Genomic DNA, 22,761 nt, shown 5'->3' on the forward strand with positions numbered 1-22,761 from the left:
TGTAGTCGTCGGAAGCCATAGCCACGATTCTACGAAGAGGACCGTCCTTGGCAGCCCCAAGAGACGGATTTCACTCAAGGCATTCACCGGGACGCGCCGACCGTACTGGACGGGCACAGGGTCGCCCTGTATGTGTACAGAAAAATAAGTTATCCACATTCAAGGCGTGTCCTAGAGGACATGTGCGCAACTTATCCACCTCATGGGTATAACTCTGTGTAAAACTTGGGGACAGTCTTCCACATCGTCAATCCAGCTTGCACTCAGGGCTGTTTGGTGATACGTCATCTGTCGGCAGGGCGTCCACGGACTGGCTTTCAGGGGTTGTGTATTCAGTCCAGAGCATTAGCATGGCGTCCATGCGCAGCCACAGGAACATCCCCGAAACCAAGACCGGATCAATCACGCCGGAAGAACGGCGGGCGACCTACCGGACCATTGCCGGACTGGCCATACCCACCTTCGGCCAGCTGATCGCCTCCCCGCTCTTCGTCATGATCGACACCGCCATCGTGGGCCACATCAGCGACTCGGCCCTGGCCGGGCTCTCCATCGGATCCACTGTGGTGCTGACCACCGTGGGCCTGTGCATCTTTCTGGCCTACGGAACCACCTCCCAGGTGGCCCGGCTCATGGGCGCCGGCCGCCGACGGGAGGGCATGCAGGCCGGTGTGGACGGCATGTGGCTGGCCTTCGTCATCGGTCTGGTCGTCTGCCCTGTTCTCCTGGCTTTGAGCCGACCCATCTGCAGCCTGATGGGAGCCCGTGGGCCGGTCCTGCAGGCGGCGCAGACCTATCTGAATGCTTTGGTCTTCGGCCTTCCGGCCATGCTCCTGGTCTACGCGGCCAACGGCATCTTCCGCGGACTGCAAAAGGTAAAGATCACCCTGGTGGCCGCCGTGTCAGGCGCCATCCTCAACACCGCCCTTGAGGTCCTTTTGGTCTTCGGCCTGCACATGGACATTCTGGGCTCGGGCCTGGCCACCCTGATCGCCGAGTGGGCCATGGGGCTCTTCCTGACCATCCCCGCCCTGGTCTGGGCCCGTCGGGAAGGCGCCCAGCTGCGGCCCCGGCTCTCAGGCATGGCGGCCAGCATGGGCGACGGTTTCCCGCTTTTCCTGCGGACCCTGGCCCTGCGGGTCTGCCTCTTTATGACCGTGGTGGCTGCAGCCCACTTGGGCGAGCAGGTGCTGGCGGCCTATCAGGGGGTCAACTCGGCCTGGAACTTCGGACTGAACATGCTGGATGCCGTGGGCATCGCCGGTCAGTCACTGGTAGCCACCGAGTTGGGCGCCGGACAGCGGTCGCGGGCACGGGTCATGACCGACCTGTCAGCCAAGGCAGGCATGGCTATGGGGGTGCTGGTCGGGCTGGTCATGATCGCCCTGGGCCTCTTCGCCGCTCCCCTGTTCAGCCCAACGCCGGCCATCAGGTCGCTGATCACCGTAGGCATGATCGTCCAAGGGGTCTTCATGCCCGTAGCCGGATGGATGTGGGCCCTGGACGGGATCCTGATCGGGGCCGGGGACTATCGCTATCTGGCGGCCACCTGCTCCCTGACCGCTGTGATCTACCTGATCGGGCTGCTGGGCATGACAGCTCTGGCCATGAGCTGGACGCCCACCTGGCGGATAGCCATGCTCTGGGCCGTGCTCAATGTCCTCTTCATCGGCGTCAGAGCTATCTGCAATGGCTGGAGAACGCGCACCGATGTCTGGATGGGGACGATTGGCCAGGTCAAGGAAGCCTGAAGAGTCATAGCAAAAAGCAGGACCCCGACCGCTCGACCATGAAATTGGCCACAGCTACGGGATCCTGCGAAACTGGTCAGTAGGAAGACGACCATGCAGACGGCAGCAGGTAGCTGCTTCAGATGGCGTCGACGCCGGTCTCCCCGGTACGGACCCTGACCACCGAGTCCAGGGTCTGCACCCAGACCTTGCCGTCGCCTACGGTGTTGGTGGCGGCAGCTTGGACGATAGCGTTGACCAGCTCGTCGACCCGGCGATCCTCGGTCAGCACCTCCAAGCGCACCTTGGGAACCAGATCCACCTTGACAGTGCTGCCCCGGTAGACCTCCTTATGGCCGCCCTGCCGGCCATAGCCCTGGGCTGACGAGACGGTCATACCGTGCACGCCGACCTCGGTCAGGGCCTGTTTAATCTGATCCAGCCGCCCGGGCTGAACAATGGCGGTAATGAGTTTCATGCTGCCTTCCTTTCTGATCAGTTCAGAATGGATCCGAAGTCGTAGGCGCTCTCACCCTGATCGCTCTGATCAACGCCGATGACCTCCTGATCCTTGCTGACTCGCCAACCAATGGTCTTCTCCAGCGCAAAGGCGATCACACCAGTGACTGCAGCTGCGTAGATGATCGCAATCAGCGCCACCAGGAACTGAACCAGCAGCTGCCGGAAATTGCCGCCGGCCAGGAAGCCCGTGCCGGTACCAAAGAAGCCTATCAGCAGCGTGCCCAATAAACCACCCACACCGTGGATGCCTACCACATCCAAGGAGTCGTCATAGGCGAAGCGGAACTTGAGCCCGCAGGCCAGGCAGCAGACGAAACCAGCCAAGAGGCCGATGACCATGGCCCAGAGCGGGGAAACCACGTCGGCCGCTGGCGTGATGGCCACCAGGCCGGCGACCATGCCGGATGCAGCACCCATGGCGGTGTAATGCCCGGTGCGGACCCGCTCAGTAAAGAGCCAGCCCAGGGTGGCGCCGCTGGCGGCGATGGTCGTGGAAACCCAGGCATATCCAGCCGTGCCGTTGGCGGCGAAGGCGGAACCGGCATTGAAACCGAACCAGCCGAACCAGAGCAGGAAGGCGCCCAGCATGACCATGGGCACATTGTGGGGACGTATGGACTCCTTGGGGAAGCCGATTCGCCTGCCGATGATGAGCACAATGACCAGGGCTGCTACTGCCGCGTTGATGTGAATGACCGTACCGCCTGCGAAGTCGTGCGCCTGAGCCCCGATGGCGTTGGAGATGGGTCCATCGGCAGCCAGCAGTCCGTGATTCCAGACCATGTGGGCCATGGGCGCGTAATCCAAGGTGACCCAGAGGGCCACGAAGATCATCCAGGTGCTGATTCTGACTCGCTCTGCCAGGGCTCCCGAGATCAGGGCCACGCAAATCATGGCGAAGGCGGCCTGGAAGGCAATGTCCACCGTGTGCGGGTAGGCAGCGTTGGCGGAATCAAGCGAGGTGAAGACCCCGTCCTTGGCCGTGACCGTGTCCTTGAGCAGGAAGCCGGTGATGGGGTCGCCGAAGACGCCTCCGATGTCCTTGCCTGCAAAGGAAATCGACCATCCCCAGAAGGCCCAGATAACCCCGGTCACGGCAATGGCCAGCGTGGACATCATCATCATGTTGAGCACGGCCTTGGCTCGGACCATACCCCCATAGAAGAAAGCCACCGCCGGAGTCATCAGGAAAACCATGGATGCCGCTACCAGCATCCAGGCAGCATTTCCAGAATCCATGCCTACACCTCTCTTTTCCCCATCCGGGCGGGCAGTCCCCGATAACGAGGGCTTCCCTCCGGACAGCCTACGTCAGATTCTCTTCCACTTCCCGATTCATCAAACAGGAAGAGGATGACGGTCAGGTCACCGTCGCATTACCTCCGGGTGACTATTGGATGACCACCTTATGACCAACCGACCGGCCGGACTACTCGTCTCCCAGGATGCCGTCGACAAAGGACTCGGGGTCGAAAACGGCCAGATCGTCGGGCCCCTCGCCCAGCCCGACCAGCTTGACGGGTACGCCCAGCTCCCGCTGGACAGAGACGACAATGCCGCCCTTGGCCGAGCCGTCCAGCTTAGTCAGGACAATGCCTGTGACCCCGATGGCCTGGGCGAAGACCTTGGCCTGGATCATCCCGTTCTGCCCGGTAGTGGCATCCAGGACCAGCAGAACCTCGTCCACGGGCAGGTTCTTCTCGATCACCCGCCGGATCTTGCCCAACTGATCCATGAGGTTGGCCTTGTTCTGCAGGCGACCGGCTGTGTCCACAATGAGAACATCTGCCTGATCATTTTTGGCCCGTTCAGCCGCTTCAAAGGCCACCGAGGCCGGGTCGGCGCCGTCACGGTCGCTGCGGACCACAGGCACGCCCACCTTGCCGCCCCAGGTTTCCAGCTGGTCAGCGGCGGCGGCACGGAAGGTGTCGGCAGCACCCATGACCACCGACTTGCCATCGGCCACGAAGAGCCGGGCCAGCTTGCCCGCCGTGGTGGTCTTGCCCGTGCCGTTGACGCCCACCATAATAATGACCGACGGCCTGTTGGCCTGGGGTCGGGCAGCCACAAGAGTTCGGTCCATATTGGGATCGACCAGATCGATCAGGCGCTGACGAAGGCCACGACGCACTGCTGCAGGATCCTTCTGCCCTGTGATCCGAGCATCGTCACGCAATTGCTTCACCAGCTGTTCGCTGGCCTCGGCACCCACATCCGCCATGAGCAGGGTGTCTTCCACATCCTCCCAGTCGGACTCGCTCAGATGATCCTTGGTCAGAATGGCAAAGAGGGCCTTGCCAAAGGGGTTGGGACTCTTGGCCAGTCTGGCCTTGAGCCTGGTCATGCGGGATGCAGAGGCCTCCGGATGCGCCAGCTCCTCCTGTGCCGACGATGCTGATTGGTCAGCCGAGGACGGCTGACTGGACTCCTTTGAATCGACTGAGCCGGAACCCGCAGAAGCACTAGATGCGTGCGAAGCAGATCGGGGTGCCTGGTCACCCGACGAAGCTGCTGGGAAGGCACCAGGCTCTTCCGCACTGTCGGGGCGCGCGGAATCCCCCGGGGACCGGTGTTTACGGACCGCCACCAGAATGCCGACCACTGCCAGCACCAGGACGATCAACACCGCGATAAGAATAAGGAGCTGCTGTGTTGTCATAGGTACCAGCCTAAAGGCGAAAAGGGACACGGATGGTCACCACCAGCGGTCACTTCCCGCTCGGATGGCTCGTTCCCGCCTGCGGACCGCTCTGGACTGCGGGCATGATGTCGGAGGTGGTGGGCTGAGGCTCCCGTCGCTGCCGACGCGAAGGCTCAGGGCTTGATGATCGCAGGGTGGAGCTCCTGGGGGCTGGAGGCCCAGAGGTCGCAGAAACCGACGGTACAACATTCTTCTTTTGTCTCGGGCTGGTCGAGGACGCGGAATCAGCGCTTGGGGGCCGAGGCAGATTTATCTCGTCCGTGGAATCGGAGGCCAGCATGCCTCGAACCTCCACCACGGAGGAGGAATTGACATAGACCGGATAGGGATGTTCGGTATCTTCAGCAGTTGATGCGCCCTCGTCCGATCCAGGGGCAAAAGACAGATGCCCTCCTGCTATACGTGGCAGTTTATTCTCTCGTTCCTGCTGACGGCGGGCCGCCCGGCGTACACGCTCATCCAGAGACTGGGAGAAGGCACGGTCCTGGGACTCACCAAGCGCCAAGCGCATGACAAATACGATGAATGCCGCAACCACCAGCACCCATACCAGGACAATCAGCCAGACCATACCTGCCATTCTCTCAGAAGAACCCCTCAGACGCGCTACAACACGAGGAATCTATCGGTCTCTTTCACACTGGTTCATGCTGACGTGTTCTTTGGCCTGTTGACTCGGTAGGCAGCTCAATCCAATACCGTTCTACTGGCTGACCAGATCTGCTAGGGAGCACATTCTCCAGTTGCCCGCCACACGAGAGGATGGTCCGGCGACTAGCCAGGTTCGATGGAGAGCAGGTAATCAGGACCCGGCGCATGCCCAGAGCGGCCGCCCGTCGCAGACAGCCATCCAGCATCAGTCCGGCATAGCCCCGCCGACGACAGTCCGGACGAACTGAATAGCCGATGTTGCCGCCTGTGCGCAGAAGCGCCTCGGTAAGCCGCAGCCTCAGCTGGATCGTTCCCACCAGTTTGCCGTCGGGGTCCAGGGCGGCGAACTGCAGAGCGGGCACAAATCCCGACGGCAGATCATCACCACGCGCCTGACGAGCCACCTCCGGCAGACCAAACCGACGAACCTCATCCAGGCTGTGGCAGCCCTCCAAGGGGCCGAGACCAGCCGCTTCATCCTCAGTCCGGGCACGACAGGACTGCAGATATTCCCAAATCACTTCGGTGTCCACCGCCCCTGGCTGGTCCATCCTCACCAGACGGATTCCCACGATCCACCTCCTATATCGAATGCTTGACCACCCTTTATCAGCTGCAACCTGACCAACAGTTGTGATTCAGCTTACTTGAGCAGCATTCAAGAGAACTGAAGTTTCAAAAGGGAACCAGTGTCGCCGGGACATCACGTGCATAACTGAATAGTTGAAACTCAATACAGCAAGAATCACAATGTTCAATAAAAGTTCTCCCAAACTTACGTTCTGGGCTTTAGTCCCTGGCTTCGGCCTCATCAGGTCAGCGAAAGAGTCGCTCTGGAATCTGTCATTCTTTCTGCTTTTCTCCCCGCAATGCCCGGAATGGCCGATCAGGGATCGTCAGTCAGACATTCCGGCCTGAAACCATGTGATGACAATTTGCGTACGATCTCGCAGACCGGTCTTGTCGAGTATGCGGCTTACGTAGCGCCGGACGGAGGTGATTTCGAGAGTGAGGCGCTGGGCTATTTCCTGGTTGGAGAGCCCTTGAGCGATGAGCCCGGCTATCTCGCACTCCCTGGGGGTCAACTTATCCAGCTGCTGCCTGGCCTGCGGGTCACTGATCTTATGCCGGGCATAGGCTCTGTCGCGGTTGATGAGCTCTGCTGTAATACGGGGGGTGAGCACTGCGTCTCCGTCAGCCACTGCGTGAATGGCTCGGTGCAGATCTCTCGTAGATACATCCTTGAGCAGAAAGCCGTAGGCGCCTGCGTGCAGACCGGTGAAGGCGTAATCGTCTTCGTCATAGGTGGTCAGAATCAGCGTGCGAATGTCGGGGAACTCCTTGGCAATGACCGCAGTGGCACTGATGCCGTCCATCACCGGCATGCGAACGTCCATCAGGATCACTCGAGGCAACGGCTGGGCGGCTGCTTTCATCTCCCGAAGCATGGTCACCGCCTCCTGACCGTTGGAGGCTTGTCTGACTACCTGTAAATCGTGGTCGGCCTCAATCATGCGTACCAACCCCTTGCGGAGGAGCGCAAGGTCATCGACCAGCATCAGGTCAATCATGGGCGTTGCACCCTTTCTCGCTGGTGCCAGGCAGGACGGCTTTTACCGTCCATCCCCCGTTCTCGCTCGGTCCGCAACTCAGACTCCCTCCCATCAGTCGGCATTGCTCGCCAATCTGTTTGAGCCCCACTCCTGGATGATCATGAATGGCTGGTTGCTGATCGCCCAAGACTGGCCCATGCTCATCCCCATGCCCATCGTCGTGGATGCTGATGCGGAGGGTGCCGTCCTGTCCATAGTCACGGGAGATGACGATGGTGCTCGGGTCTGAGGCATGCCGGAGCGTGTTGGTGATGGCCTCCCTGCTGACGATGAAGCAGAGGTTGTCCTGTCTGGGATCGTGCCGATGATGGCCTGTTTTAGTAGACACGACAGCCAGCCCAGCCGCGCGAGCATGGGCGATCACGGTGTCGAGTTCGTCGAGCGTGTGCAGCCTGGAGCCAAACCTGCACCCATCATCATCGGACTCTTCAGGCAGCGCCTCATGCCCCTGGACAAGGGTACGGACGGCTTGTCGGGTGTCAGACAACCCATCCCTAGCCACTTGGTTGACGCCCTTAAGCACCTCTTGCAGCTCTTCGATCTCAACCGAGTCAGCGAATCCCTGGGTCAGGGCGATGATCGTGGTGAGGTCGTGGCCCACGCTATCGTGCAACTCCCCTGCTACCTGGGCACGTGATATAGCCTGATCCCTTTGCCTGGCAAGCATTTCAGAGCGGATGCGCTCCTGCTCCTCACGCCGTTGCGTCTCGCGCCGAATCCGGTAGGATCTGACAGCTACGGCAGCGGCCACTACAGCCATGATGACTGCCATCCGAGCCGACCATTCCAGAAAGAGCATGTGCCCGGCATGCATACTGACAGTGACCAGGCTGACGGCCGCGACTGCCTCACTCACGCCTGCCGCAATCCTGGGTGCTGACGATAAACAGACACAGAAATAAAGAGCGCCTACCAGAGGTATCAGGAAGCTATCGTCCGAGGCGGCAAATGACAGGCCGATGTATACCAGGGTCTCCACGGTCGTGATGAGCAGGGGAAATTGTCTGCTCCAGTACGACAGGCAGGAACACAGGAGTCCGATCAGGCCGATGACAGTCTTCCAAACGGGCAAAGGAATGTTCTCGGCCCAGACTGGAGGAAACATGGGGGCGCTGACATAAAGAAGCGTATACGCCAGGCTCAGCAGAGGCGCGACAAATCTGGTCAAGCGTTGATTGCTCAACAGCTCGAATAGGTAGGTTGCCATGCCCTTCATCGCGCCCCCTCACGCCGTATGCCGAGGATGCCCAGGTTCATTCGCCAGTGTACTGTGCTATCACACCGGCAGGGGAACGACCTGCTGATTTGCGCACCGTGGCCCACGAAGCCAACGATGCCGCAGAAGACAGAAGCAGGTAGACCAGCGCCCAATGAGCCCAAGGTATGCCAATGCTGGCAGCGCCGAAGACCTTGCGGAATCCGGCAGCGTAAGCTATGACGGGCAGGATGCTGGAGGTGAAGGATATGAGTACGGCAGTAGTCGCCATGATGAGCCCTTCGAGAGCGGACATGAGCTCAAGTTGGTTCGGATCCGCGCCAGCGATCGAGATAAGGGACAGATCCAGGCTTCGACCATGGGCTGAGATCAGGTATCCTGCGCATACTCCAGCCAGCGTGACGACCAGTGCGGGGCCCAGAAGGGTAATGAGCATGGAGAAATCAGAGCTGCTGACATCCAGGTTGGGAGGCAGCAGATGACTGGAATCGGCGCTGGTCTGGTAGAAGGAATCGGTCATCATCAGCAATGAAACCCCCACGACCAGCGGTAGGACCGTGGAGCTGAGACTACGCATGCGGGCGCTGGCTTGCCGGCAGGCGATCAGCCATGAGGGGCTGTGAAGAGCGACGAGCCTGGTCCAGCCGCTGGTGACCGCACCCAGCAGGGAGGGACCCGCCAAACAGATTGCAGCCAGCAGGAGCATGAAACCGAAAGTGCTGCCCATGGCGATAGGCAGGATGGGCGCCGCGGTGTGCAAACGGACCAGTTGCTCATCAGGTATAGTCCTAGCCTGCATAATCGGCATCAACATAACCGCCGACGCTACCAACAGACACAAGGCAGCGGCGATACAACGAACCAAACCCGCTGCTTTTGGAGGGATGATTGCGGCCCGCAGGGATTCCACCGGACTGATCTGGCTGATGGTTCGGATGGTCAGCAGCGTGCCGACCAAGGCCACCAGTACTCCGCATGAGGTCCCTGCTGCCCAGGAAGCAAGCTGGTGGCTGACGATGAAAGGCTGCTTGCCGATCAGAAACTGCGAGGTCTCCCAGGCGTAGAGGGGGCGAACCAGCAGAAAAGAGGCCGTCAGCGAGACCAAACTGGCCGCGAGCGCCAAAATGAGCACGCGCAGACAGGTCAATGAAGTCAGCTGCCAGGGCGTGGCGCCTTGCAGGGCTAATAGGGCAAGGTTGCGTCTGCGCTGGTTGATCAGCGACGAAACGACTTGCAGAACGATCAATACTGCGGCAACGAGAAGTGCTACAAAGGGGATCATCAAATTTTGGTAGGCGGTGCGGCCTTGCTCGGCCATGCCGGGAAGATCACCCAGGGCCCTGGCTGAAGAGAGCATCATGGCAAGCAGGCCGATCGTGGTTTGCGAGGCGATCAGCACGAGGGCGACGCCAGACCAAGCCAAGGGGGCATCCTTGAAATCTCGCAGAAGAAGTCGCATCAGCTGCCCGCATTCGGCATGGGAACCTTGTCGGCTGCGGCTATGCGACCGTCGCACAGATGCACCAGGGTGTTGCAGCGGGAGGCGACTTCCGGACTGTGGGTGACCATAATCACTGCGTGGCCCGGTCGATCGGCGAAGGCGGCGAGTTCATTGACGACCGCATTGCCAGTCTCCTGGTCAAGGGCGCCAGTAGGCTCATCGGCGAAGATGATATCGGGATCCGAAATCAACGCGCGGGCCAAGGCCACACGTTGCTGCTCGCCCCCTGACAGGAGGGTCACATTGGCCTTGACCAGTCCCCCGATGCCCAGTCTGTTCAGCAACTTGACCGCCCGATCTTCCGGCCAGCGGGTCTTGCGCAGAATGAAGGGCAGCTTGAGGTTGTCCTCCACACTCATCGAAGGCACGAGATTATAGGACTGGAAAACGAAGCCCAAGTGCGCGCGGCGGAATCGCGCTGACGCTGCAGACCCCATGGCAGAGATGCGACGACCCAGGACTTCCACCTGGCCCGAGCTGACGGGTTCGAGACCAGCCAGGCAGTAGAGCAGAGTTGATTTGCCGCTGCCCGATGGCCCTATAATCCCGGTCAGGGCTCTCCAGGAAGCAGTGAACTCCACATTCTCCAAAAGAGTTATGGTCTCCCTTTTCCTGGGCGAAACCTGCTTGCACAGGCCGGATGCGCGAATGGCGAAGGACTCGCCCTGGCCGGAAGGATCGACGGTACACTTCATAGCAGTATCCCGCGCCTGCAAACGGGTGAATGCCAGTATGAGCCTGTGCCGCTCTGTACATGCGGCGATGCGCATTGAGCCGGATGTTTCATCGGAGCTCCCTCCCTCAGCGCAGTTGCGAGGACAAGAGATCGCCTCGCAGGGATGATTCTCTCAATCCGAGTACGGGGAATCAACGTCGCTCGCCAGTTCGCCATCTGCAGATGGCAAAACATTGTCCGACTCACTGCGCAACGGGTAGGAAGCTACCCTACGCTTTGGCAGAAGCTTTTGGCAGACAGGTTGGTTTACTGTCCGGCACGGATCCCGTTGGCAGGTTCAGAGTTTGCCCCACCCCTCCCCCACGCATCCCAACAACCTTCTTAAGTGGGCGGAAAGGTAGCGTTTCAAGTTGATATTCTTCGTTGATCTGTACGGGTTCTCGGTCTTGCTTCGCCAGAGAACCGGCTTGCCGCCAACTGGAAAAATCCAAGACAAACATGTAGTGTTGAGCTGTTGCCCCTCTGGCTCAATGGTTAGAGCAGCGTCCTTTTAAGTCGTGGGTTGTGGGTTCGAGTCCCACGGGGGGCACTTTGGATTACCGATTATTTAATACCAGCCACTATGCTCCGTAAAAGATTCATACCACGAGAGCGTGAGTATCTCCCGCCATACCCAAGTGCTACAACCCCGACACAGCATATATCCAGACCATTCGCCTGGGCAACAGCGTGCTGAGCACCTGATATATAGCCTTGATTCATTTGCTGGGGATCAGTATCTACCGCGCCTACCCAACACCTGATCGTGGGAACCTACTCGCAGCATATAGGCAGCGTCGCCCTCCCTATGCCACACCAGCAGCAGATCTCCAGCATTGCCCACATGGCACTCATAAACAGCCGCATAGCCTTGCAGCATATGCATCCGATGATGCGCCTTCAATGTCTGGAGCGACGCTTCAGAATTCTCCGCTATCAAATCTAGCACCTCCTCGACCGACTCTAATGGGACATGCCTGCGGGCCAGGCGCTTCAGGTCTCTCGTAAAAGCACCAGTGGGAACCAGCGCAAGCCTCATCGGTCCACGCCAGCAGCTGCTAGCACGCCATCCACCAAGTCCTTTCCTGTGGCGTACCCCTTAGTCTTCCCCCTCATGGCCAGACGGCGCGATTCCTCCAAGGCCTCCTCGGTTTCGGCAGGTAGGCCCAGGCTGAAGTCCAAGGGGATCCGCTGCTCCCGAATGATCTGCTTGTAAAAGGCTCTGGTGACCGTAGTCATATCCAGACCAAGCTCCTTCACGATACGATCCACCTGTTGCTTGTCTGCATCGGATATACGCACCGTAATCTGAGACATCTTCTCCATCGGAGCCCACCTTCCTCGTTGTCTATAATTTTGCATTAAAGTGCAAAATTACAGCTGATTTCTTACTTTAATGCAAAATTGCAGTGCATGGTAAGGCATCAATGTGTATAGCTGACAGCAATAGCATGCATCCATTGCTTCATGCTGCGCTGGGCGATTCCGACTACTCATGCTTCCAAGCCAACTTTGACGAAGCGGATCTCTACGAAAGCGATAGTCAACCGGTCTTCTACTACAACCAAACCGCCCGAACGAGAAAGACACTGAACTCAGCTACGCTCACCTCTTAAGGGCAATAGCCTTGGAACCAGGCAGCTGATTAATCATAGCCACGCTACGTCAGAGGTTTTACGCCGATTGCCATTCCGGCCCTATTCTGAATGCAGTCAAGCGAGAATAAACGGGCAGTCAAAGCGTAAGGCAAAGTCACTAATAACCCTGCCTCACTTTTTAATCTGCAACAAAAGTATTGGTCTTACAGACTGAGGATGACGTGCTGTATCAAAAGGAATTCTAGCCGCACCTTTCCAGCTCCACTCAGTTTTCTGCGCTCGCCTCCACCGGTAGGTCCTTTGCGATCCTGGACGTATAGGTTCCATTCTTCCAATCAGCAAGATTGCCGACCACGTAGACACGGCACTTGGCTCGCGACACAGCGACGTTGAGCAGATTGGGCGACCCGTTAACCCATGAACGAGAGCCTTCTCCACGCCTGCCAGCTCTGCTGCCAAGGACTATAAAGACCACATCGGCTTCCCGCCCCTGAGAGGTGTGGACGGTTCCGGCCTGGCTCGATGCCAGCCGGTTCGCTTCGCTGCCATTGCAACCAGTGCATTGCCGCAAGGCATCCGCGAAGGTGTCACGCACCTGGTTAGCCACAGCTCTGAACGGAGCGATGACCAGAATATTGGTGGGGTCGATCCCACCCTTGAAGAGCCCGCACAGACGCTTGTGTAGTTCGTAGCCTTCCTGCGGCCTCCATTGCGTTCTCCCGGTTTCGCCGGAATTAGGCGGCACATTGTACCAGCAGGAGTCCGGCAGCTCATCTCCCGCATGAGGCCCGGAAGGATAGGAACAGGGATGATGCTCCGGCCCTACGCGAACCATCCTGCCGGAGTAGGCCATATCGTTGCATATGGAGAACATGGGTTCATCACAGCGCCGATGCACCACCAGAGGCATCCCCAGCCAGTGGTCGTCCGTCTCGTCCAAAAGGCCGCAAGGAGTCTGGTAATCGACCAAGGCCTGCATGTTTTCAGATTCCAGTCCCAGGCGCTGGAGGTGATGAGTGCTCGCCAGGAGTTCACGCATCGGCTTGGGCATGGTATCCACGGGCTGAAGCTGCATAGGATCTCCAACTGCAACCGCATGTTTCACCCGCTGCAGCAGACCAGCCGCAGCCTGAGGCAGGGCCTGTCCGGCCTCATCCACAATCGCCCAGCCGAGCGCCTCCTTGCCTATCCCTGAAAACATTCTGGATATTGATGCAAAGGACGAGGAAACGACTGGGATCACCAGGAAGAAAGTCTGCCAAGCCACCAACCTCTCGTCATCCGTAAAGCCATTCGACTGCATCACGGCGCAAGCCAGGGAAAGATTGCACATGAACTGGTGGGCAGCACCTATGATGGCCTGCTGATGAAGAGCCAGCGCTTTAATGTAGACCTTCGTCCGCGCCTTGCTCCATTCCTGATCCATCCACGCAACATGGTCATCGCCAATGTCGGGCCTGGGCCACTGAATCTGCTCGGCTTCAGCAATTTGTCTTTCTACCGTAGTTAGCTGATCGAACAGGTCTGTAGCTTGTTTTTCGCAATTCTCTGAATCTTGTTTCGCATCATCAAGGCTATCCTGCAAAAAAGATAACTCCTGACTGGCAACATCAACTTCGGCGTCGCAATAGCCCCTTTCCTTCCACGCCTTTTCCAGAGTAGTGCGTTTCTTGCGCTCATCCTGTTGTTGTTCTTTCGTTTTTTGGAAAAGATGTTTCAAAGGATGTGCCCGACAAGATGATAGATGATCCTCATAGGCAGTTTCGGCTTGCTCCTGGGCAGCGCATGCGACATCGGCAGCTTGCTTGGCTTTTGACAGCCGCTCTTTTACAGCTATGATCTGTCTCTCGTACTGCATCTGCTCGACTTTCAAGTCGTGCCGCATTATCTTTAATTCATCAAGCTTGGCCGAAAGAGCGGATCGTTGATCACACAGGTCTGAATAAGAACGAACGAGGTTATACTCATACACTTTTTGAGCACGAATGTGCTCTTCTTTCTTCAGAGCATCATTGAATCCTCTTTTGGCTTCATCCCATCCGTCAATTACACTTGTCGTTGTAGATAAATTCTTCAAAAAATTATATACAAACTCATTCTTGAAAGAACCCAAGAAGCGCTTTTTATTGCGCCTATTACCCAAAACTGCGGATATTAGAGCCCAGGTTGAGCGGTCATTGGAGGGTTTACCCCCATTATGCTTATCCTGACTATTGAGAATTAATGTAGCAATGTCCCGAAAATCAAACCCACGAGGTGCCTGTTTCCACATGCTTTCGATATAGGATTCCCACTCACTGTCTATAGCGTCGGCTCTAGGCAGTTCTTGGCTGACATTCTCAACAGCCTTGTTGTTGCTCGAAGCCACAACAATCTCAAAACCAGTCACCGACGGATCAAGCGTCCAATATTTATAGCTCTTGCGCCGATCGAAAATATCCGTGGCATGACGTTGATACTTGAAAATATCGTCAGGCTGCTGTAATTTCGCCAATCGTTTAGCTCGTGCAACGATAATCTCGGCTACTACATCCTTCAAAAGGGTAGTCTTACCAGTACCGGGGGGCCCATTGACACCTAATAGCGGTGAGCCACAGATTCCTTCTGCAACTGCACGTATTTGATTAATGGCAAACTGCTGTCCAACGGACTGGAACTGATTGGAAGCACTAGGCCATCTTCCAATCGGCATACTGGAAGGTTTCACAGCACCATCAACGAGAAGACCCTTTGAATCCTCAGCCAAATTGAATCGTCGAGGATGGCTCATCGACAGATAACTCCTGACTGGACGAGAAAAATTGTTTGGTCCGTCGTTGTGAAGCTTTTCCAAATCGTCTAAGAAGAAGGAGTCGATTAACCCGCCATTGAGATATTCCGAATCAGCTTCCAAATGGCAATTGACATAATTACACATCAGAGGCGATCCGTCTTGCGGGGAGAAAAGAGGCGAACAACTTATACTATGGTCGTCAAGCCTCATCAAGTTTGTCGTCCTACGAATAAGCTCTCTTATGTCGTTTTTGGTAACCGGGCGTTTCTCGTGCGTTATCTGCCCCTGTGCATCTTTGAGTTCCTTGCACACTGAAGTGTTGAAATACGATTCGATTTCGTTCTCTGCCCCATCGAGTTCGGTAATATCAGGCCACCCAGTCGGGCAATCAGGCCAACCTCGATGATTGAACAAGCAAGAAACAGCTTTAGCATATTGAGAGATAGCCAGCGATCCTAAGACCAATCTGCCGTCATCCCCTATGCAAAACTCTATAAGAGAAGCCATGACACCAAGACCGCCTCCGCGCTTGTACTGGCGATGAGCAAGTTCCAGCATTGTCTCGTTTTGAGCTATCTCTTCTACAGATGACAGATTTCGGACAAGTCTAGCTGCAGTCATCAACGCATTCGTGACCACATCCTGGCGGAGTCCGACAGCTATTCGGAAACGTTCATGATGAAGCCACGGGCAATCTATATACGTCTCTAATGTTTTCCGGTTTCGTTTCAGCTTCACCGCCCGCAGGACAGGGGAAGAGACAAACCGGGGGTCGTAGTCCTTACAGTAAACAGCGCAGGCTACGCCGTGCCGCCGGACTTTTATTGCCAGCTCTCTCACTACCCTTAGAAGACACAAAACCATGGAATCCGTCAGCTTGGTACCTACCGGCAGAGGGTCGGATTGATTCACTATTCCACGCCATAGCTGATTTGTTTCTTCAAGAAGACCAGTTATGGCCTGTTCGTCGAGTCCCGATTTGAACGCCTGGGACCGTAACCAGCTCTCAGTATCTTCTGCAAACGAGAAAGGTTTGGTCAGCCGGGCGTTCATGTCTGTCTGCAGCCGGTATATTTTCCTGCTCTGCAGGTCGTTATAGAGGTTTGTATAGGAACGATGCTCATTGTCAACCGGCCCGATGAGAAGATCAGCATGAATGCCATCCCATGGAAGTCGCTCCTGCTCAGAAACGCTTACCCTTTGGTCGTCGTTGCGGGAGGAGGATAAAGCAATGAGCTGGTTATCCCTCCAATTTTGTGGCGAGAACAGTTCAACCGCGCACCAATATGACAAAACATCCATTGCATGCTGTTGCTCATCGTTCCCCATATTTGCCAGTATGCGGATAAGCGGGGACAGGCGCAGGAACAGGTTCGAGCCACGGATGAGGCCATAGGAGGCAATCCCGATGCGGCAATGTCTAGCGCAATCACCGCATCAGGAGGAATTGATCATGCCCGTATCCGTCTGACTGCCCAGTTGAACAGTTTGCGCAGCTCCGAAGCGACCAGGACCAGGGAAGCCAGCGCGATGCACTCCAGCCAAGCCTGGGGTTGGAGGGGGACGGTGCCGAAAGCCTCGCCCAGGAAGGGCACATAGATCACCAGAAGCTGGAGCAGTATGGAGATGCCGATGGCACCCCAGAGCCAGAGATTGCTGAAGAGCCCCAGGAAGGTCGACTTCCGTGAAGATCGGGAGGCAAGCGCGTTGAAGAGCTGGGAGAAGACCAGGATGGTGAAGCCCATGGTCCGCGCCTCCCTGATCTGCGCCTCGTGACCAATCGCCTGAACGGACCTGTCGGTGAAGATGCCGCCGCTCAGATGCATGTCCATGCCGATCAGGGTGACCGCAGCCATGACCAGGCCTATGTAGATGATGTCAACCCACATGTCCCGGTCGATCACCCGGTCATGGATGGAGCGGGGCGGGCGGTCCATCAGATCGTCGGTCTGCGGATCCACGCCCATGGCCAGCGCGGGAGCCGCGTCGGTCAGGAGGTTGATCCAGAGCAGCTGGGTGGCCAGCAGCGGCACGGTCACGCCTGCCATGCCGGGCTGCGATATGCCCAGAAGACCGGCGAAGACCACGCCGCCGAAGACCGTGAAAACCTCGCCCATGTTGGAGCTGAGCAGGTAGCGCAGGAACTTGCGGATGTTGTCGAATATGCCCCGGCCCTCTCGTACAGCCTGGACGATGGTGGCGAAATTGTCGTCCGCCAGAATCATCTTGGCCGACTCCTTGGTGACCTCGGTCCCGGTGATGCCCATGGCCACGCCGATGTCCGCAGCCTTTACAGCGGGGGCGTCGTTGACGCCGTCGCCGGTCATGGCCACGACCTTGCCCTGGTCCTGAAGCGATTCGACGATCTTCAGCTTGTGCTCGGGGGCCACGCGAGCGTAGACGGAGACCTTGGAGGTGGTCTCCCGAAGCTGGTCCGCGTCCATGGCATCCAGCTGCTCGCCGGTGCAGGCGGGGCCGCCGGGCTCGGTGATGCCCAGGTCACCCGCGATCCTGGCCGCAGTGAATGGATGGTCGCCAGTGATCATGATCGTTCTGATGCCGGCACTGTGAGCCTGAGCCACAGCCTGGCGTACCTCAGTCCGAGGCGGATCGATGATGCCGACCATGCCCGCCCAGATCAAATCGCTTTCCAAATGGGCGCTCTCCTGGAATACCTTGTCCGCAGACAGGAGAACTGCGGAAGCACGCTGAGTCTCCTTAGACAAACGGTCCGTCTGGCCTGTCCCAATCATGCTTGACGGCCTCTCCCCCTCGTCATCTTCGGTCAGGGACGACAGTTCCTGACCGGATACAGGCCGGAAAGCCTGTCCCAGAGTCCTGTAGGCATCGCCGGACAGATGGCTGACTTGGGCGAGTATCCTCTCCCGGTCAGCGCTAGTCATAGGCCTGACCTGGCTGTCTTCGAGAATCCGGTCGCACCGGCCGAGCAGCACATCGGGAGCACCCTTGCAGAAGAGGCGCGATTGCCCTTCGCTGCCGTCACGCGGAGCGGCCAGGACCGACATGAGCTTGCGCTCGGACGTGAAAGGAATCTCAGCCAGACGACGGTAGCCGTCAGCCTTGGCATCAGCGCCGACTTTGCGAGCGGCGACAATCAGAGAGACCTCCGTGGGATCGCCGACGCTCTGCCAGTGACCCTGCCCGGATCCAGACTGGGTCTGGGAATCAGGTTCGGCCTCGACCGGCTGCCAATGCAGGTCTCCGTCGTTGGCGATGGCCCCGACCATCAGGGTCTCTTCCACTGCCTCAGCCAGAGATGAACCAATGGTATCTGTCAGTTGTTGATCATCTGACCCACTGGCCTCGACCGGCTGCATGGTTCCCTCCGGAGCGTACCCGGTGCCAGTGAGCCTGACCTGCCCCGAGGGGACGACCACCCGTTCAACGGTCATTTCATTGCGTGTAAGAGTCCCTGTCTTGTCGGAGCAGATGACTGATGCCGATCCCAGGGTCTCCACCGAGCTGAGCTTCTTGACGATGGCATGATGCTTGGCCATGCGCTGCACGCCCAGGGCGAGAACCACAGTCAGGATGGCCGTCAGCCCCTCCGGCACAGCAGCTACGGCCAGGGATACGGCCATGAGCAGGGAATCAATCAGATCCTGGGTTGTCTGAAAGCCTTCCATCAGGGCCAAAGCAGCCAAAACCAGGGCGGCAATCAAGCAGACGGCCAGTCCGAGGAGCTTGGAGACGCGGGCCATCTCCTTCTGTAGGGGCGTGGGTTCCTCCTGGGTATCAGCCAGCATGTCGGCGATCTTCCCGACCTGGGTGTCCATACCAGTAGAGGTGACGATCATGCGCCCGTTCCCCTGGGTCACTGCGGTGCCGTTGAAGACCATGTTGGTTCTGTCACCCAGAGCCTTGGGCTGGTCAAGCCGACCGGGCCGCTTGCCCACCGGCAGCGACTCGCCGGTCAGCGATGCCTCGGCCACGCGCAGACCCGCGGCCTGGAACAGTCTTCCGTCGGCGCCGACCGAATCGCCTTCAGCCAGGACTACTACATCACCAGGCACGATCCTGCTGGTCTCCAGGCTGACCACCCGGCCGCCTCGCAGCACCGAGGCGTGCGGGGCCGTCATGCTCGCCAGAGCATCCACAGCCCGCTCGGCCTTAGCCTCCTGAGCGTACCCCAGGGCGGCATTAAGGATGAGGATGATCATGATGACGATGGCATCAAAGGGCAGGGGCTCCCCGCCTCCTGATGCCGGATGTGAGCGTTCCACCACCCAGGCCACCAACGAAATGGCCGTGGCTGCCAGAAGCAGATAGACCAAGGGGTCCTTGAACTGTTGAAGGAATTTCCTCCATGCAGGAACGGGAGGCGCTCCAGCCAGCTCATTAGGACCGAACCTGTCCAGCCGACGCGCCGCCTCGGCCTCATCCAGGCCCCGGTCGGGGTCCACATTCAGGGCAAGGGCAACCTGATCGACACCTACTATAGAAGGGTCCTTGAGGACGGGGCCATTCACTCTGCGCCTCTGCTCATGGCCCTGCCCTGCAGTCGGGATCACGCCGGTATCTGTCGATTGCTCATGCTTGGGATCGCTGGTCAACCCAGTCATGCCACTCTCCTGCTTATGCCACGGAGTAGTCAACGCTTCAGAGGCCCGTTGGAAGAAATCAGAGGCGGCCAGACCAAAACGCTGCGTGGATGCTTGCCAAGTTGAACCAATAATATACATAAACACGGCCGAAGTCGTCAAGGCCTTTGCTTCAGTATGCATTCTCAGGCCTGTCTCATGACAGAGACGGTATCTTTGCTGCACTTAACTTGGCAGCGCCCTAGTTGCCGAATCCCCCCCCCCAAAAAAAATACTAGATCTTCATTAGAAAAGCTTTAATCAATTTGGGCTCATCTGGCATAAAAACCCTTATCTGCCCTGAGAATCCTATTTAAGACCCTCTTGTGATTATTCGACAGGCTCAGCTGGCGTTATCTGAGCAGTAAATAGTCTTATAGGCCAACCATGGTAGTTCTTGCCAGCCGTCTGCCCTAACGATCCTTTCAGTGGAGACACCATTGGAAATAGCACTAAACACGAGAAAGAGAGGAGAGAGACGGACAAAATGCACAACATTATCGATCTGCAGAATAGTAATATCGCCATGAATGATGAAGCCGCTCATCACAGGGGCGTCAGCATATTTGCATGCCACGGCGGTGGGCATGATAATATCTGGAGTTGATGGACCTGCAGCTAATCCACAAAAATATGCCACTGCGATGACGCATTCACCAAAATGGCATGGGCTGTCATTTTTGCCCTGATGACGGCAGGGACAACAGTCATGTAAGTCTATGGGCGCCATCCTTGTATGGCATCCATAGCAATATTCTGATGAAGATTTATAAGTCGCGAGAACGGCGATGATGGGAGAACGGTGATGAGTGGTGCTTCAGTGAGTTCAAATGGATTGACAATGACGGTGACTCCGAGGAAGGATGATTCGATCACCATCCTCGACCATGTCGACTTCCATGCTGAGCCCGGAAGAATCACGGGGATTGTCGGCCCCTCAGGCAGCGGAAAGTCCACCTTGCTGTACTGCCTTTCGGGATTGGAACGTGCGACATCCGGAAGCATCTCCCTTCTAGGGCATGACATCACGCATATGCGAGCGTCCGCGCTCACTCGGTTTCGGCGTCGGCATCTGGGATTCGTGTTTCAGTCCTACAACCTGATCACGAGCATGACGGTGGAGGAGAACCTCGCGCTGCCATTCACCCTGCGCGGCCGTCGACTCCCCAAGCAAAAAGCGGATGAGATGTTGCGGTACTTCGGATTGGCAAACGAGAAAAAAAGGAGCGTGACGATGCTCTCAGGCGGAGAGCAGCAACGTGTCGCGCTTGCACGAGTGCTGCTCTCCGATGCAGATATCATTTTCGCCGACGAGCCGACTGGAGCCTTGGATCAGGAATCTGGCGCCAAGGTCATGCAGGTGTTCAAAAGCCTGGCTATGGATGCGGGCAGGACCGTAGTAATAGTGACCCACAGTGGAGAGGTAGCCGGACAGTGCGACCAGATCGTTGAGGTCCGTGATGGCCACGTGCTGAACGCTGATACGGAGAGCGGGGCCCGCATATGAGGGGCGCACTCTCTGATCTGAAAGCAGCCCCGGCCGTATGGGCCGGCGTATGGCTGTCACTAATCGTTTCCCAGACCGCTGTGTGCACTATCGTCGCCGCGCGCAGGGCTATTGATGCCGCTTACCACGGACCGGATGCCGGGTTAGGCGCCAACCTTTCCGGCCCAGCAATGCTGTTCAGCGTGGTCATAGCCGTGTTCGTGATGCTGTGGGTCGTGACCGCCGCTCTGAACCAGCGCAGGCACCAACTAGCATTGCTGGTCCTTCAAGGCGCCACGCCCTGGCAGCTGCTCTTCGGGAATCTGGCTATCATCATCGTCCTATTCATCTTGGCAGCAGTAGCGTCATCCCTCCTGACGCCGCTGGCAGCACCATATCTGTTCGACCTCCTGGCCAGAGCATTCGAGCTGAAACTGACGTATCAAGCAACCCAGCTGCTGGCATCCATCGGCACTGGGTTGGCCATTGCCGGAGTCGCCGTCCTTGCAGGCACAGTGCTGACCGTGCGCACACTATCCAAGATCAGGCCGATAGAGGCGCTTCGGCAGTCACAAAACCCGCCGAGACAAGTGAACGCATTCCGTGTTCTGCTAGGCGCATCGTTGCTCGTGGGAGCGATATGCGCGCTCATCATCCCGGGGACAGCTACACGCAAGATAGACTCTGGCGAGCTCGCCACGCACATTTCCGGCAGGAATCCCATAGAGTCCAGAGTGACAGGATTCATTGGGTTCTCCATGGGAGGCATGTTCCTCCTGATCTTCGCATTGGCTGTTCTGGCTCCCTATGTCATGCACTGGTTCACCAAAGGATGGACGCATCTTCTCCCCCTGCCATTCAGCACCTGGAAACTCGCTAGGCAGCAGGCCGTTGGGAGGATCCAACGACAGAACGCGACCATCATTCCCATGACGGCCGGCTTGTCGTTGCTCATGACTTTCTCTGGTGTGTTGCATACGCTGACCGACAGCCTCAAGAATTTCGCCAGCAACGGCCATTCCATGAACGTGAACCCACACATGCTGACGAACCTGATGGCCATGCTCGGCCCTGCGCTCATCATCGCTTTGGTGGGCGCAATCTCCGGACTGATGATCACCGCACGAGGGCGACGCCTGGATCTGGCGCTGACATACGTATCCGGTGCCAGTACCGGACAGTTGCGCATTTTGGGAGCCCTCGATGGTCTCATTTCGATGGTCACCTCGGTGCTGCTCGCCTTCGTCATCACACTGCTCAGCACCTGCGGCACCGCCTTCATGCTGCAACGATATCTGGGAAGCGCAAAGATAAGCGTTCAATGGGGATATTGGGCGGTCATCGCACTCCTCGCTATTGTCGTAGGCGCCCTCGTCACAGGCGTGCAGGCGCTGTGCGCGCGTTCCGAGGATTCTGTGAGGGTCATATCACGTGCAGTCGGTGAGTAACCACTCCCAACAAAGGACGAAAATGTCGCCACACAAGCGGAATAGTAATGAGAAAACCGCATCTTTGATAGACGTGCTACGCCTTTTGAAATCCATAAGGGTGTTTTATTCACGGTTAGTCTGCTAAGTATAGCGAGCGCCCTCTTAAATCTGGCTCAGCCACAGCTTGTCAATGTCATTCTTGGACGCGTGCAGCATAACATGCG

17 protein-coding genes and 1 tRNA gene are annotated in these 22,761 nt (G+C 57.7%); 4 read left to right on the top strand and 14 right to left on the bottom strand.

The window, feature by feature from the left end:
* The first annotated feature begins 359 nt into the window (after nt 1-359).
* Nucleotides 360-1,751 carry an MATE family efflux transporter gene (locus H3T92_RS03625; protein ID WP_260803927.1) on the top strand — a complete coding sequence of 464 codons (1,392 nt, stop codon included), beginning with the start codon at nt 360-362 and terminating at the stop codon, nt 1,749-1,751.
* Nucleotides 1,752-1,869: 118 nt separating this feature from the next.
* Here the strand turns inward: H3T92_RS03625 and H3T92_RS03630 are convergent, their stop codons facing one another.
* The 9 genes from H3T92_RS03630 to H3T92_RS03670 form a co-directional block, all read right to left on the bottom strand.
* Nucleotides 1,870-2,208 (bottom strand): P-II family nitrogen regulator, encoded by a 339-nt coding sequence (locus H3T92_RS03630; protein ID WP_101432992.1) that lies wholly within the window; start codon nt 2,206-2,208, stop codon nt 1,870-1,872.
* Nucleotides 2,209-2,225: 17 nt separating this feature from the next.
* Nucleotides 2,226-3,491 carry an ammonium transporter gene (locus tag H3T92_RS03635; RefSeq protein WP_101432993.1) on the bottom strand — a complete coding sequence of 422 codons (1,266 nt, stop codon included), beginning with the start codon at nt 3,489-3,491 and terminating at the stop codon, nt 2,226-2,228.
* A gap of 190 nt (nt 3,492-3,681) precedes the next feature.
* Nucleotides 3,682-4,911, bottom strand: coding sequence for a signal recognition particle-docking protein FtsY (gene ftsY, locus H3T92_RS03640; RefSeq protein ID WP_144084907.1), 1,230 nt, complete (start codon nt 4,909-4,911; stop codon nt 3,682-3,684).
* A 49-nt stretch (nt 4,912-4,960) separates the two neighbouring features.
* Nucleotides 4,961-5,524 (bottom strand): hypothetical protein, encoded by a 564-nt coding sequence (locus H3T92_RS03645; RefSeq protein WP_144084906.1) that lies wholly within the window; start codon nt 5,522-5,524, stop codon nt 4,961-4,963.
* 64 nt (nt 5,525-5,588) lie between these two features.
* Nucleotides 5,589-6,176, bottom strand: coding sequence for a GNAT family N-acetyltransferase (locus tag H3T92_RS03650; protein WP_144084905.1), 588 nt, complete (start codon nt 6,174-6,176; stop codon nt 5,589-5,591).
* A gap of 324 nt (nt 6,177-6,500) precedes the next feature.
* Nucleotides 6,501-7,175, bottom strand: coding sequence for a response regulator (locus H3T92_RS03655; RefSeq protein ID WP_144084904.1), 675 nt, complete (start codon nt 7,173-7,175; stop codon nt 6,501-6,503).
* Nucleotides 7,168-8,073 carry a sensor histidine kinase gene (locus tag H3T92_RS03660; protein ID WP_186279310.1) on the bottom strand — a complete coding sequence of 302 codons (906 nt, stop codon included), beginning with the start codon at nt 8,071-8,073 and terminating at the stop codon, nt 7,168-7,170. Before H3T92_RS03660 ends, H3T92_RS03655 begins: the two co-directional genes overlap by 8 nt.
* Nucleotides 8,074-8,470: 397 nt before the next feature.
* Nucleotides 8,471-9,892, bottom strand: coding sequence for an FtsX-like permease family protein (locus H3T92_RS03665; protein WP_144084902.1), 1,422 nt, complete (start codon nt 9,890-9,892; stop codon nt 8,471-8,473).
* The gene (locus tag H3T92_RS03670) at nt 9,892-10,629 is read right to left on the bottom strand and encodes an ABC transporter ATP-binding protein (RefSeq protein WP_144084901.1); all 738 of its coding nucleotides are present in this window, start codon (nt 10,627-10,629) and stop codon (nt 9,892-9,894) included. The genes H3T92_RS03665 and H3T92_RS03670 overlap by 1 nt, the downstream gene beginning before the upstream one ends.
* A 497-nt stretch (nt 10,630-11,126) precedes the next feature.
* Between H3T92_RS03670 and H3T92_RS03675 the strand changes: the two genes are divergently transcribed.
* Nucleotides 11,127-11,199 (top strand) — tRNA-Lys (locus H3T92_RS03675).
* Nucleotides 11,200-11,382: 183 nt separating this feature from the next.
* Here H3T92_RS03675 and H3T92_RS08360 read toward each other — a convergent pair.
* The 5 genes from H3T92_RS08360 to H3T92_RS03700 form a co-directional block, all read right to left on the bottom strand.
* Nucleotides 11,383-11,688: a type II toxin-antitoxin system RelE/ParE family toxin gene (locus H3T92_RS08360; protein WP_144084900.1), complete on the bottom strand. Its 306-nt coding sequence runs from the start codon at nt 11,686-11,688 to the stop codon at nt 11,383-11,385.
* Nucleotides 11,685-11,975 carry a type II toxin-antitoxin system RelB/DinJ family antitoxin gene (locus tag H3T92_RS03685; RefSeq protein ID WP_144084899.1) on the bottom strand — a complete coding sequence of 97 codons (291 nt, stop codon included), beginning with the start codon at nt 11,973-11,975 and terminating at the stop codon, nt 11,685-11,687. Before H3T92_RS03685 ends, H3T92_RS08360 begins: the two co-directional genes overlap by 4 nt.
* A gap of 537 nt (nt 11,976-12,512) precedes the next feature.
* Nucleotides 12,513-16,349 (bottom strand): DEAD/DEAH box helicase, encoded by a 3,837-nt coding sequence (locus H3T92_RS03690; protein WP_144084898.1) that lies wholly within the window; start codon nt 16,347-16,349, stop codon nt 12,513-12,515.
* A 122-nt stretch (nt 16,350-16,471) separates the two neighbouring features.
* Nucleotides 16,472-19,510, bottom strand: a complete 3,039-nt coding sequence (locus H3T92_RS03695; RefSeq protein WP_415873695.1) for a cation-translocating P-type ATPase — start codon at nt 19,508-19,510, stop codon at nt 16,472-16,474.
* A 454-nt stretch (nt 19,511-19,964) separates the two neighbouring features.
* Nucleotides 19,965-20,351, bottom strand: a complete 387-nt coding sequence (locus tag H3T92_RS03700) for a hypothetical protein (protein ID WP_198189386.1) — start codon at nt 20,349-20,351, stop codon at nt 19,965-19,967.
* A gap of 111 nt (nt 20,352-20,462) precedes the next feature.
* Between H3T92_RS03700 and H3T92_RS03705 the strand changes: the two genes are divergently transcribed.
* Together H3T92_RS03705 and H3T92_RS03710 are read left to right on the top strand one after the other, a co-directional pair.
* On the top strand, nt 20,463-21,128 hold the full coding sequence (locus H3T92_RS03705) for an ABC transporter ATP-binding protein (RefSeq protein ID WP_229281577.1): 666 nt from the start codon (nt 20,463-20,465) through the stop codon (nt 21,126-21,128).
* Nucleotides 21,125-22,555 carry an ABC transporter permease gene (locus tag H3T92_RS03710; protein ID WP_024627010.1) on the top strand — a complete coding sequence of 477 codons (1,431 nt, stop codon included), beginning with the start codon at nt 21,125-21,127 and terminating at the stop codon, nt 22,553-22,555. Before H3T92_RS03705 ends, H3T92_RS03710 begins: the two co-directional genes overlap by 4 nt.
* Nucleotides 22,556-22,761 lie beyond the last annotated feature (206 nt).

The organism is Bifidobacterium sp. W8112 (genome assembly GCF_016101425.1).
Classification (GTDB): domain Bacteria; phylum Actinomycetota; class Actinomycetes; order Actinomycetales; family Bifidobacteriaceae; genus Bombiscardovia; species Bombiscardovia apousia.